The organism is Chitinophaga sp. (assembly GCF_036569125.1).
In the GTDB taxonomy this organism is placed as follows: domain Bacteria; phylum Bacteroidota; class Bacteroidia; order Chitinophagales; family Chitinophagaceae; genus Chitinophaga.
The window spans coordinates 1-13834 of record NZ_DATCRF010000804.1; the positions used below are offsets into that span (position 1 = coordinate 1).

General features: G+C 47.9%; 11 protein-coding genes, 1 tRNA gene and 1 pseudogene. 11 read left to right on the forward strand and 2 right to left on the reverse strand.

Translation table 11 applies throughout. From position 1 onward, the window contains the following. From VIM87_RS29595 to VIM87_RS29645, 11 genes and pseudogenes are all read left to right on the forward strand, one after another. Window positions 1–1919 (forward strand): outer membrane beta-barrel family protein (locus VIM87_RS29595; protein ID WP_332000467.1); only part of this gene is annotated, 1919 nt, incomplete at its 5' end. Between the two features lie 48 nt (window positions 1920–1967). Next, window positions 1968–2174 (forward strand): class I lanthipeptide, encoded by a 207-nt coding sequence (locus tag VIM87_RS29600; protein ID WP_089921114.1) that lies wholly within the window; start codon window positions 1968–1970, stop codon window positions 2172–2174. Between the two features lie 147 nt (window positions 2175–2321). Further along, window positions 2322–2393, forward strand: a tRNA-Glu gene (locus VIM87_RS29605). Between the two features lie 35 nt (window positions 2394–2428). After that, a pseudogene (locus VIM87_RS29610) lies at window positions 2429–5578 on the forward strand (lantibiotic dehydratase). A gap of 17 nt (window positions 5579–5595) precedes the next feature. After that, window positions 5596–7776, forward strand: a complete 2181-nt coding sequence (locus tag VIM87_RS29615; RefSeq protein WP_332000468.1) for a peptidase domain-containing ABC transporter — start codon at window positions 5596–5598, stop codon at window positions 7774–7776. Between the two features lie 28 nt (window positions 7777–7804). After that, window positions 7805–8296 (forward strand): hypothetical protein, encoded by a 492-nt coding sequence (locus VIM87_RS29620; RefSeq protein WP_332000469.1) that lies wholly within the window; start codon window positions 7805–7807, stop codon window positions 8294–8296. 41 nt (window positions 8297–8337) lie between these two features. Continuing rightward, window positions 8338–8565 (forward strand): hypothetical protein, encoded by a 228-nt coding sequence (locus tag VIM87_RS29625; RefSeq protein WP_332000470.1) that lies wholly within the window; start codon window positions 8338–8340, stop codon window positions 8563–8565. A gap of 159 nt (window positions 8566–8724) precedes the next feature. Then, complete coding sequence (locus VIM87_RS29630; protein ID WP_332000471.1) at window positions 8725–8934, forward strand: class I lanthipeptide; 210 nt, start codon at window positions 8725–8727, stop codon at window positions 8932–8934. A 115-nt stretch (window positions 8935–9049) separates the two neighbouring features. After that, window positions 9050–10183 (forward strand): sensor histidine kinase, encoded by a 1134-nt coding sequence (locus VIM87_RS29635; protein ID WP_332000472.1) that lies wholly within the window; start codon window positions 9050–9052, stop codon window positions 10181–10183. Between the two features lie 5 nt (window positions 10184–10188). Continuing rightward, on the forward strand, window positions 10189–10920 hold the full coding sequence (locus tag VIM87_RS29640) for a LytR/AlgR family response regulator transcription factor (RefSeq protein ID WP_089921103.1): 732 nt from the start codon (window positions 10189–10191) through the stop codon (window positions 10918–10920). Between the two features lie 119 nt (window positions 10921–11039). Continuing rightward, window positions 11040–12212, forward strand: coding sequence for a lanthionine synthetase C family protein (locus tag VIM87_RS29645; RefSeq protein ID WP_332000473.1), 1173 nt, complete (start codon window positions 11040–11042; stop codon window positions 12210–12212). An 88-nt stretch (window positions 12213–12300) separates the two neighbouring features. Here the strand turns inward: VIM87_RS29645 and VIM87_RS29650 are convergent, their stop codons facing one another. Next, window positions 12301–13167 (reverse strand): AadS family aminoglycoside 6-adenylyltransferase, encoded by an 867-nt coding sequence (locus tag VIM87_RS29650; protein WP_332000475.1) that lies wholly within the window; start codon window positions 13165–13167, stop codon window positions 12301–12303. Next, entirely contained in the window at window positions 13167–13766 is a 600-nt protein-coding gene (locus tag VIM87_RS29655) for a GNAT family N-acetyltransferase (protein ID WP_332000474.1), read from the reverse strand. The genes VIM87_RS29650 and VIM87_RS29655 overlap by 1 nt, the downstream gene beginning before the upstream one ends. Between the last annotated feature and the right edge of the window lie 68 nt (window positions 13767–13834).

The window sequence follows — 13834 nt, forward strand, 5'->3', positions numbered from 1 at the left end:
ATGGTACACTGAGCGTAAGGGGAAAATCCGTAAGCGTATGGATAGACGGCCGCCCCTCCAACCTCTCCGGTGAGGAGCTGAATACCCTGCTGCAAACCATGAACGGCAGCAGCCTGGATAAAGTAGAGATCATTACCCACCCCTCTGCCAGGTACGATGCGCAGGGCGGCGCTGTTATCAACATAAAAACCATTAAAGGCCGCAGCCTGGGCATGAACGTCACCTTTACCCTGGGCGCAGGCGCCGGACGTTTTGCCCGTTACAACAGCGGCCTGGGTTTAAACTACCGCACTGCCAAAGTAAATGTGTACGGCAGCTATGATTATGGTAATAACCAGGTGTACCTGGACAACCGATCTACCCGTTATATAGGCACTACCACCATTACGGAAAATGAGTACGATAAGCGTAAGCGCAATAACAACAACTTTAAGCTGGGACTGGACTATGACATTAACAAAACCACTTCCCTGGGCGTGCTTGCAAAAGGTTACCTGAACTCCCGCGACAGGGTAGTGGTGAACAACACGGCTATTGGAAAGCCCCTGCAGCCGGATTCTTTATCCAATGTAGCTAACATGGGTACTGCCAGCATCTTCAGCCCTTCTGTGAACCTGTACTTTAAAAAGGTGCTGAATAAACAGGGCAGTGAAATTTCGGTGAACGCGGATTATTTCTATTATCATAAATCCTGGGAAGACCGTTTTATTACCCGCTTTTATGATGCGCCGGAGAAACCCTATTCGTATGCAGATACCTTAAACAACCGTTCCCCCGCCCATAACAAGGTGTATGCACTGGCGGCAGACTATGTGTATCCTGCAAAATGGGGCCGCCTGGAAGCCGGGGTAAAAGCTACCCGCACTACTACCGACAATGATGTGTTATGGGAAAATGCGGTGAATGGTCAATGGGAAACAGACCTTAGTAAAACCAACCATTTCATTTTTAAAGAGAACATCAGCGCCGCTTATGTGAACTATAACCAAACCTTTGGCAAATACAATGTGCAGGCAGGGCTGCGGGCCGAGCAAACCAGCACCGAAGGATACTCCGTTACGCTGCAGCAAAAAGATAAGAACAGCTACCTGTACCTGTTTCCCAACCTCTCAGTACAATACGCGGCTTCGGCCAAACATGTATGGGGCGCAGGATACAAGCGGAACATTATGCGCTACGGCTTTGATTATGTGAATCCTTTTATCCTGTACCACAGCCAGTACAGCTACAGCCAGGGTAATCCCTATATTAAGCCGCAGATAGATAACAGCGTGGAGCTGTCTTATATCTACGATAATAAAATATCCGCTAATATTACCTATGCACATTCCGGTAACTCATTGCAGCAGGTGTACCGGCAGGATACGGCAACAAAGCTTATCATCAGCTCTTATGATAACCTGTCAGGCGCTGACCTGCTTTCCCTGACCGTAACCAGCAGCACTGTAATTGGTAACAGCTCTTTTATAAACACAGTGGGCGCTATGTACACCAGCTACAAAGGCACTTCCGGCAGCACTGCGCTGGATAATGAAGCCTATGCTGCTTATATATCATCCAACTACACCTTAAAGCTCTCTAAGCAGCTGAGCGCAGAAGCCAGCGGTTTTTACAGGTCGCCTATTGCTTCCGGTATTTTTAAAATGTCGTCTATGTTCAAGCTGGATATGGGGATCAGCAAAACCATCCTGCAACAGCGGGGCAGCCTGAAACTGAGTGTGAGCGATGTTTTCAACACCCAGCGCGCTAAATACACAGTAGAAAATTACCAGAACGTAAATGCAACGTATAACAATAAAATAGAAACACGGTTCTTTAATATTATATTCAACTACAAGTTTGGTAACCAGTATGTAAAGGCCGGCAAGAATCGGAAAACAGGCATCGATGATATGAGAACCCGTATGGGCGGCAATTAAGCCGCAGCCCTTTATTTAACTCAATAAAAACTCCTAAAACTTATCATAATGAAACCTCGTTCAACAAGCAGAAAATTAAACTTTGATAAGAAAACAATTGCCCGGCTGGATGCCGATACGCAGCTAAAGATCATTGGCGGTATTATGCCTACGGAAGATTCATTGCCTACCTTCAGAAGCGCGGTTGTTTGTTTTACCATTACCTGCTGCCATTTGGAGCAAAGCCCCGGCGCTGTGCCGGAAGAAGCAGCATGAGGATCATGGAGCTGATAGGTTGAAGGAAGGTACGGGCTTAAAAAAAAGAAGGCCCCCTGAAGGAGGCCGTCTGGATTGTACTAAAATGTACAATCATGAAACCACTACTAAGATCGTACAAAAAAACAGAACTATCAAAAAAACTCCGCTGCGTTGGTCAAAGGGTTAAGACGTCTTCCTTTCACGAAGAAAATACAGGTTCAAATCCTGTACGCAGTACAAAAACATAATGCATTACCTTTTAAACCCGCTGTATGAACATCCCCTACTCATTTCATAAAAACCTGGTGCTGCGCACCCCCCGCCTGCCCCTGTTCCGCCACCTGGATGAAAAGGTATTACTGGCCCAGCTGGATAATGCCGTGTTCCTGGAAGCAGTGTACCTGGCCTCCCCGGTGTTATACGATGAATGTATGAAGTGGAAGAACGGGCACGTAAAAGGAGAGAAAGAGCAGCAGAAATTACTGCGCTCCCTCATGAAATATTTTACGCGCATGAGCAGCCGCTGCACCCCCTTTGGCTTGTTCTCGGGCTGTAACCTGGTGCAGTGGCAGGCCACACCCACTGCCGTTACGGTAGATGCAGCTGTTACCCACCGCCATACCCGCCTGGATATGCATTACCTGTGTGCGCTGGCGCAGCAGCTGGCCACCCTGCCGGGCATAAAGGAGAATTTACTGTACTACCCCAACAGCAGCATTTATACTATTGGCGATGAAACCCGGTATGTGGAATACCGTTATGTAGCCGGCAGAAGAAAGCACCAGATCTCCGCCGTAAATGTATCGGTGTACCTGGATGCGTTATTACAGCAGGCAAAAGCCGGTGTAACCATTACTGCTATGCTGGCGCAGCTGGTAAGCGAAGAAATAAGCGCAGAGGAAGCCGGCGCTTTTATAGATGATGTGATCCAGGCGCAAATGCTGGTGAACGAGCTGGAACCGGCCATTACCGGCGATGAATTTATTTACCAGATCATCCGCGTGCTGCAGCGTATACAGGCCGCACACCCGCAGAATGCGGTAGCTGCTATTACCGGTGTGCTGCAGCAGGTAAATGCACAGCTGCAGGCTGTTGACAGCAGCGCAGCCAATACTGCTGAAAGCTACCGCAGCATCAGCGCCCTGCTGGATCAGCTGGGAGTACCGTATGAAGAAAACAAACTGTTCCAGACAGATATTATAAAGATAGCGCCGCAAACCGGTGTGCAGGAAGCATTACAGCAGCAGCTGCTGGAAGGGCTTTCCATACTGAACCGGCTGGCAGCGCCTAAAGAGCAGGGTAACCTGGCATCCTTCACACGCCGGTTCACAGAACGGTATGAGGAAAAGGAAATGCCTTTGCTGGAAGTGCTGGATACAGAAACCGGCATTGGCTACCTGGCCAAAGACGGGAGTGATAATACGCCCCTGCTGGATAATATTGCAGCACCCTCTCCCAAAAAAGCAGAGAATAATATTAAATGGGGCCGGGTGGAACGTTACCTGGCTAACAAGGTAAACCAGGCCTACCAGGGCAATGCTTATGCCATTGATATACAGGAAAAAGAGCTGGAACACCTGGATAATAACAACTGGAACGACCTGCCGCCATCCATGTCCATTATGTTCCGCCTGATAGATGCCGAAAAGCAGGAGCTGTACCTGGATCATGCCTATGGCCCCAGCGCCGCCAATATCTTAGGCCGTTTTGCGCATGCAGATGAAGGCATTAATAACATGGTATGCGATATTACGCGCAGCGAACAGGAGAAAGATCCTAACGTGGCCTATGCTGAAATTATTCACCTGCCGGAAAGCAGGGTAGGGAATATCTTACTGCGCCCTGTGTTCCGGGAATATGAAATACCCTACCTGGCCAAATCATCGCTGGATCTGGATCACCAGATAGCGGTTGATGACCTGGTGGTAAGCGTGAAGAACGGTAAGATACTGCTGCGTTCCAAAAGGCTGAACAAACCCGTAATACCGCGTTTAAGCACTGCGCATAATTATAGCTTTAATTCCCTCCCGGTATACCATTTCCTGTGCGATCTGCAACGGCAGCAATTACGGAGCGGCCTTTCATTCAGCTGGGGCAGCCTTGTTCATCAGTATAAATTCCTGCCGAGGGTAGCATACAAGAACACCATTCTTTCACTGGCCAACTGGCGCTTTCTGAAAAGTGATTATGAACATTTGCTGCAGGCGCCGGAACAGCAGCTGATGGAAAAGGTGCAGGCCTTCCGGCAGCAATGGCATATGCCCCGGTACATTGTGCTGGCAGATGGTGATAATGAAATGCTGGTAGACCTGGAAAACGAGATCCTGGTAAAGCTATGGCTGGATACTATTAAGAACCGCGGCAACCAGGAGCTGAAGGAATTTTTGGTGCCGCAGTCCGGCATCACGGATCCGCAGGGAAATGTTTATACCAACCAGCTGGTAGCGGTGCTAACCAAACAAACCGCTTCCTATGGCATAACGGCTGCAGACCGCACGCCGGCTGTAACACAGCCCACCCGCAGTTTTTCCATTGGATCGGAATGGCTGTACTATAAATTTTACTGCGGCATAAAAACGGCCGACCGTGTGCTCACGGATGCGGTTCACCCGGTAGTAAAACAGCTGCTGGGAGAGCAGGCCATTGATAAGTTCTTTTTTATCCGCTATAACGATCCTGAGTTTCATATACGCGTACGCTTTCATTTAACAGACCTCAGCCAGTTAGGAAAGGTGATTGGCCTGCTGCACCAGCACATACGGCCTTTTGAAGAGCAGGGCTATATCTGGAAAACGCAAACGGACATTTACAGCCGGGAGCTGGAGCGCTATGGCAGTCATAGTATTGAGCAGGCGGAAACGCTGTTCTTCCACGACAGCATGGCGGTGCTGGAAATGCTGGAGAATACCTGGGGCGATGAGCGGGATTAGATCCGCTGGTTATGGGTGCTGCGCGCCATAGATGAATTGCTGGACGGGTTTGGATATACGCTGGAAGGCAAACAGCAGCTGGCCGAAATACTAAAGGATTCCTTTGCAGCAGAATTTAATGCAGACAAGCTGTTAAAGACGCAGCTGAATAATAAGTACCGGGAGAACCGTAAGGAGATAGAAGAGATCATGGACCGGCAGTATGACGCCGGCAGCGTATTACAGCCCATACTGGTGCTGCTGCAGGAAAAGAACCGCCAGCTGCAGCCGGTAATAGCACAGCTGCTGGAACAGCAGCAGGCCGGCACACTGGAACGTTCCCTGAACGACCTGTTGTTTAGCTATATACACATGCTGGTGAACCGCACCATTACCTCCAAACCCCGGCTGCACGAAATGGTGGTGTATGATCTGCTGCACCAGTACTACCGCTCCCTGTTGGCGCGCCAGAAGAACAAGGGCGAAAAAAAACAAATTGCTAAAGCAGCTTAGGCTACAATTGAAATGATATGTTAAAGAGATTCCCATTTTACAAGCAACATAACGAGATGGACTGCGGCCCCACGTGTCTGCGGATGATCGCGAAGTATTATGGCAAAAGCTTTTCTGCAGAGTACCTCCGTAAGCTGATGTATACCGGCAAAACAGGCACCAGCCTGCTGGCGCTGAGCGAGGCAGCAGAAAAAGTAGGCTTGCGCTCTGTAGGCCTGCGGCTGGGTTATGACGACCTGGTGGAGGCGGCGCCCTTTCCCTGTATTGGCTACTGGCAGCAGCGGCACTTTATTGTGATCTATAAAATAAAAGGGAACAAAGTATATGTGGCAGATCCTGCCTACGGATTACAGGAATATACGAAGAAGGAGTTCCTGCAGGGATGGGCGGTACAGGAAGATACGGGCATCATATTATCCACAGAGCCTTCTACGGAATTTGCTAACCTGCAGGAAGATCAGGCCGCACACCGCGGATTAGGATTTATTTTTTCCCATCTTACCCATTATAAAAAACAACTGCTGCAGCTGTTCCTTGGATTGCTTACCGGCAGCCTGCTGCAGCTGGTGATACCTTTTCTTACGCAAAGCCTGGTGGATATTGGCATCCGGCATCATGACCTGTCATTCATTTACCTGATACTGTTTGCGCAGCTCATGGTGTTCCTGGGCAAGACCACGGTGGAAATAGTGCGGGGTTATATTATCCTGCACCTGGGCAGCCGTATCAACATCAGCTTACTGTCCGATTTTTTTGCAAAGCTCATGAAGCTGCCGCCGGGGTTCTTTGATACCAAACGGATAGGCGACATTTTGCAGCGCATAGGCGATCACCAGCGGGTAGAGAATTTTATGACATCGGGTGTGATCAACGTGGTTTTTTCCATGATCAACCTGTTCATCTTCAGCATTATCCTGGCGGTGTATAACATGCAGATCTTTGCGGTGTTCCTGCTGGGAAGCATCACCTACTTTTTCTGGATCAAGGTGTTTATGAGAAAGCGCGCCAAGCTGGATCACAAGCGTTTTAGCCAGTTAGCCGCTAACCAGGAAAAGAACTTTGAGCTGATCTTTGGCATGCAGGAAATAAAGCTGCATAATGCTGAAAGGTTAAAACGCTGGCAGTGGGAGCTGCTGCAGGTGAAATTATTTAAGATCAACCTGAAGACCTTAGCCCTGCGGCAAATGCAAACCGGCGGCGCCGCCATTGTAAATGAGCTGAAGAATATTATGATCGCTTTCCTGGCTGCCAAGCTGGTGTTGCAGGGAGATATTACGCTGGGCATTATGCTTTCTGTTTCTTACATCTCAGGGCAGCTGAATGCCCCCATCCTGCAGCTGGTAGAATTTATGCAGGCCTTGCAGGATGCCCGTTTAAGCCTGGAGCGTATTAATGAGATCCATATTAAACCGGAGGAAGAACCCAATGCAGATGAAAAGCTGGCCGAAGTGCCCCACGGCGATATAACCCTGCAGCACCTTTCTTTTAAGTATGATGAAGATCCGCGCGCACCGTATGTGCTGAAAAATGTGAACCTGGTGATACCGGCCAAAAAAGTAACCGCCATTGTAGGTTCCAGCGGCAGCGGTAAAACCACTTTGCTAAAGATATTGCTGAAGTTCTATGAGCCCAGCAGCGGGGCCATACTGGTAGGGGATACACGTTTGGATCATATCCGCAACAGCAGCTGGCGCGGGCGCTGCGGGGTAGTAATGCAGGAAGGCTATATGTTCAATGATACGTTTATCAGCAACATTGCAGTAGGGGAGGAACGGCCGGATATGCAGCAGGTAAAACATGCCGCCCGAATTGCCAACATCCGCGATTTTATAGAAGAGCTGCCGCTGAAATATCATACGGAAATAGGCGCAAATGGCTTAGGCCTCAGCACCGGGCAAAAGCAGCGCATACTGATCGCAAGGGCCGTATATAAGAACCCGGATGTGATACTCTTTGATGAAGCCACCAGCGCGCTGGACGCAAAAAATGAACGGATCATTGTCAGCAACCTGAATACCATTTTCGATAACAAGACCGTGATAGTGATTGCCCACCGTTTAAGCACTGTGCGGAATGCGGATAAGATCGTGGTGCTGGAAAAAGGCGAAGTAACGGAAGTAGGCACCCACCAGCAGCTTATTGATGAAAGAGGCTACTATTATAACCTGGTACGTAACCAGCTTGAACTGGAAGTATAAACATTCACGAAGCATAAAAACTATTGCCATGCCGGAACATACCGCGTCAATTGAAAAGAATGAGATCAATGAAGTAATGGGCAGCACGCCGTCCTGGATGCATCGCTGCGGCATTTTGCTGCTGGTATTAACCGTAGGCTTACTGGGTACGCTTTCCCTTATGATCCAATACCCCGATGTAATGGAAGGGCGGGTGGAGATACGGCCGGCCGGGGATCATTACTCCGTGATGGCCACCCTGCCGGTGTACGGCAGCGGCAGAATTAAGGCCGGGCAGGCCGTGTTTGTAAGTATGGATAAATACCCCCGGGAGGAATTCGGGGAGCTGCCGGGCACCGTTATCAGCAACCCGGTGCAGGGAACCGGTCAGGATGCTACGGTGCAGATAACGCTGAACGGCCCTCTTAAAAGTACCAATGGCCATACGCTGGATCCCGGTGCAAGAGCCTCCGGCCGTTGCACTATTGTAATAGGTAAAGCCCCGCTGCTGGCTAAGCTGTTGCCCCTTAAAAAACGTTAAAACACTTTTCAGCTATTTTATAACCGCTAAACAGTACTATCATGAAACCACTTTCCCAAAAAAACAAAAAAGATATTGTATTAAAGCGCCGTACCGTGGCCAGGCTGGATACTACGGACCTTAACCGGATCTTTGCAGGCGCCGCGCTCCTGGCCGGATCGGAGGAAGAATGCTGCCGGGCATCAGACTCCTGCCAGTCTAATATATTCCCGTATCCCAACTGTAATACCCAGCCTACCACCCCTATTGGTTTCCCGGATACAATGTAGGAAGCAATTACCTGTTGGTATAAACTATGCACGTATTGGTGGATTAAATATTGAAGGATAAATGGAAAATTGCAATTTAGTGGAAGATTGATGCAACGGTATAAACGCCGGTCATCTTGCTAAAGAAATCCATTTATCATCAATAAAATCTTAAACACCATGAAACTGCAAAAGAAGCTTACTGCTAAACTGTCTTTCACTAAACAAACTATTGCCAAACTGAATGAGGATGCTATGGCATCCATACGTGGAGGCGCTGGTACAGCGGCAGAAGGTTTCAATATGCCTATTCTTGGAGCTATCAGTTATGTAGAATGCGCATCCACCGGTCAGCCCACCTGTAATACCCAGGGCGACCAGGGTTTTTAATTTCTGCCGGTAAAACCGGCCGGTCAGCATCAACCCGTTTTACTGCCCTGGTAAACCGGTTGATGCTTTTTCAGGTATAAAATGTATTTTAATAGCTGTAAATACAAGTGTTGCCTTGAACGCTACTATGGAAATAACCGCTGTGAATTCCCGGAAAACAAATACCCGTGCCTTTAATCCTTCCCGGTTAACCAGGATTAAGATAAGGTCCGTTATATTACAGCATGCTATTGCATGGGTCATATATATTGTATACAGCTTTCTGCTAAATCTCATCACCAACCCGGATGAGCATTTCCTGGACATTGTATTTGCCAACCTGCTTTCCATCTGGACGTTCTACGCCGGTTATTTTTGCCTGAACATTGCTTTCCTGGATAAAAAGCCGCTAAAGGCCTTTCTGCTATGGATCTGCGGGCTGATAGTATTGTTCGGGCTGCGGTATATTTATGCCTTTGTATTGCTGGACCTCATTGGATTAAAGCCCTATACCACCGATACAGTGCGCCTTATTATCCGTGATTCCATTTTGCTGTACATGCGCTTTTTCCTGTATTCCGTCGGTTTTTACTATGCCCGCAAAGCAATTCTAAAAGAGCGCCAGCTAAGGGTGGCGGAAGAAGAGAAGTTCCATCTGCAGGAGGAAAAGCTGCGCCTGGAAAAAATGCATATTCAAAGCGAATATGCATTTTTGCGCAGCCAGATCAACCCCCATTTTCTGCAGAACACCCTGAACTTCTTTTACTCCAAATCCATGAATGTTTCCAGGCAGCTTTCAGATGGTATTCTGCTGCTGGCGGAGATTATGCGGTATGCGCTGGCCACCGATGAAGTTGGGGATGGCAAGGTGCTGCTTTCCAAGGAAATAGAACATTTAAAGAACATTATTAAGATCAGCCAGCTGCGGTTCAGCGGCGGTTTATACATTAACTTCAGTATAGATGGGCCCATGGAAGGCATCCGCATCATTCCCTTTGTGCTCATTAGCCTGGCCGAAAATACCTTTAAGCACGGCGAGCTGCTGGAAGAAGATAACCCGGTTACCATTACGCTGAAAATAGATGCGGAACAGCAACGTTTACTTTTTGATACCTGTAATAAAAAGACCACCGGCCCCAAAGAGCTATCCAGCGGCATAGGCCTGGTGAACATCCGCAAAAGACTGGAATGGATGTACGGCCACAACTTTAGTTTTACGATAAAGGAAGAAGGAGATATTTATAAAACCCACCTCGAAATAAAATACTAACAGTCATGATACAATGTTTTATTGTAGACGATGAGCAACATGCCATAGACGTTATTGCCAACCATATTAAAGAAGTGCATTTCCTGGAGCTGGTAGGTACTTCCACCAACCCCGTATCCGCTATACAGCAGATCAATGAAGGCAAAATGGACCTGGTATTCCTGGATGTGCAGATGCCCAAGCTCTCCGGCCTGGACCTCATTAAAGCCATTACCCGGCCGGTACAGTTTATTTTGTGCACTGCCTATTCAGAATTTGCCGCTGCCGGTTTTGACCTGGAAGTGCTGGACTACCTCATGAAACCCGTACCCTTTCCCCGTTTTTTGAAAGCCGCCCACCGCGCCTTTGACGCCGTATCCTCCAAGGTAGCCTACAGCGCGCCGCAGGAAGATGATGATATTGAAGGCGATTACATTTTTGTGAAGATAGAGGTGAAAGGTAAGATGCTGAAGATCAACCTGGCGGATATTGATTATATAGAGGGTATGAAGAATTACATTGCCATCTACCATAACGGCACCAAAACCATGGCCCTGCTGAGTATGAAGGATATTGAGGAGCGCCTGCCCAAAAAACATTTTATGCGCGTGCACAAATCCTTTATTGTGGCGGTAAAACGTATTGCCATGATAGAGGGCAACACCATCCGGCTGAACCAGGTGAAGGCGGAAGTGCCTATCGGGGAAACCTATAAATCTGTTTTCTTTGAGCTTATGAAGAAAAAGATCATGGATTAGCCCCTTTTTTTGGTATCATCCATCGGGGCGTTGGCGTAAGGCATAGCCGGGTTGGTGGATTATATTTCATACAGGTGTACGAGGGTAGTAGCTTTGAAGGGAAGAAAGATTTTATTTGTATGAACCAGATCGTAGAAAAGATATTCAGGGAAACAGACCAGTTCATTGCGCTGCACCCGCCTAAAACCGACCAGCTGCTGGCAGGGGCGTTGGGATTGGGATTATATTACTCACAGTTATACGAACACTACGAGAACGAAGAATATTTAGATAAGAGCATCCGTATTGTAGACGATGTTTTTGCCCGGCTTGACCTGGGCGCTACCGGGCTGGTAGGCTCCTCCTTCAGCAGTGGTGTGGCCGGGCTGGCTTACCTCACCAACTTCCTTGCAGTAAAAGGCCTGCTGGAAATTGATATTGAAGCCGACTTTGAAACCCTGGAAGAATACCTGTATAACAGCGCCATGAGCGAGATAGAGCTGGATTATGTGGATTACCTGCACGGCGCTACGGGCTGCATCCATTATTTTACTACCCGCAAACACTCCGCCCGTGGCCGTTATTACCTGAATGGGCTGGTAGATAAGCTGCTCACCAAAGTTGTAGAAGAAGAAAACGGTACCTGGTTCCGCAGCCACCTGCTTAAAAGCGGGGAAAAGGAAGAAGTGAACCTGGGCCTGGCGCACGGGCAATGCAGCATGCTTATTATACTCATGAATGCATATGATGCGCTGGATAATAAGAAAGAGGTACGCAGGATCATCCGCAAAGGAATTGAGTTTATACTGGTGCAAAAAAGGGATATGAACGGCCGCGAAAATGCCTATAATATTTTTCCTTTTCATGTAAACAAACAAACGCCCAATGCACCTATTCCCAACCGGCTGGGCTGGTGTTACGGCGATCTGAATGAAGTGTTGCTTTTTTACAAAGCCGCCAAGCTGCTGCAATGGGACGAGCTTAGAAAGCTGGCCGACCTGGTAGGCATGCAAACCCTGATGCGCAAAGATCCTCAGGCCACACTGGTAAAGGATACCCACTTCTGCCATGGCTCTTCGGGGGTAGCGCAGATCTACCGTACGCTGTATGAAGAAAGCGGGCTGACAGCCTATTTGAAAGGTTATGAATACTGGATAGAACAAACAGTGCTGATGCTGGAAAATGAATTGAAGACTGATTATTACCGTGGTAAAGAAGCCGACCTGCTGGAAGGTTTGAGCGGTGTAAGCTTAACCCTGCTGTCATTTATATCACCCAAACCGCTGCGGTGGAGTGAAATGTTTTTGTTATAAACCAGCTTTTCATCCGCGAAGGCCCTATCAATGAAGAGTCCTGCGTGAGCGGGACTTTTTAATCTGATTTTCTCTTTCTTTTCCCTCGCTAAACTGCGTTGCTCCTGAGCTTTTGAAGGTATACTCTTATATCTGCTTCCAGCTGTGCCGGATAAGGGTAGGCCAGCTTTTCCGCCAGGGCTGTTCCTAAGCGGTGCACCAGGCCGGCGGTAGCCTGCAATGCATTCCAGTTATCTTCAATACTGCTGCCGGCAAAAGTTTGCTCCACCTGCTGCCATATTTCAGGCGCCAGGTACTTTTTAAACAAACGGCCGTACTTGTTGGTAGAGATCGTCCAGTTATACCCGATGGCTATATACCATTCAATAATTGGCACCAGGTAATCTGTTCTTATCATATTTTCCGTCATAAACCTGGCGTAAAAAATTTCATCCCGCGCCAGGCATTTGGCAACATAGGTCATATCCCACCAGCAATCATTCAACACCTGGCTGAATTTTTCCTTTGTGGGCTTTTTGATCAGTACCGATTGAAAAGTAGGGGCTTGCATAGCGGCGCACATATTGTCTTTGTCTATCAGCACCCGGTAACCAACATCCCAGTCCTCCTGCAGCTCGTTGCTTTGTACCTCTTCCAGGAATTGGGCGATGCGGTAAAGCTTAAAATCCACCTTTACATAATCATCGTATAACACCATCCGCATAGCATTCTTTCCATCGAAGGCTTCCTCGTTCTCAACAACTTTTGCTATTACCCTTCCAAATGCGGTAAGCCAGCTGTCATCCTTTAAGAATTCATCAAAGCGGCTGATCACAAATTCAATATCAAGATCGCTGAATTTATCACTGGGGGCGTTGGGATTCACCAAAGAGCTGGTTAATAATACTGCCCTGATCTCTTCATTGGCAGTGGCCCATTGTATGATCTGCTGCAATTTTTCTTCTCTGGCTTTTATCATAATTGGTAAGTCATAAAGATGGCAATTTCGCTATTTTCCTGATTGTATAGTTTCATATTTAAACCGGTAATTGCAAAACCCTGCTGCCGGTAAAACGCGATGGCGGGCGCATTCGTATTCTGGGTTTCAAGCTCAATAAGGCGTAGCTGCTTTACCCTTGCATGGGAGATGAGGGCTTCAATAAGCTGTGTACCAACTTTCTGCCCCCGGTATTTTTCTGCGACCAGGATATTTTCAATATAGAGCGTATTGTTCCAGGTTCTTTCTTCGCAAACGGCCATGCCCACCAGCTGTTCGTTTTCGTAGGCGCCAAAAGAGTGACCGGTTGCAATAATATGATTCAGTGCTGTTATTTCGCCTGCTGTTGTTTTCCAGTTTTTAACAAAAGGGGCCGGCAACTGCTGAAGCGAAATATGAAAGGTTGCATCGTCGTTTATAGGTCTTGCATCTACGGCATACATCTTTTCCGAAGTGTAGCCGTTGCGGCCAAGGCCGTCAAATTCATTTTTGTCAATCTGTTTTAACTTTCTTATTATCATATTATCCGCCGGTGATCCGGCAAATATACCAGATACTTTATAGCTTTGTTGCCGCAATTTGGATCACAAAGGCTTTTAGTCCGGCCATTTTCCCATCGCGGAAACGCCAGAAATCGCAATAATCG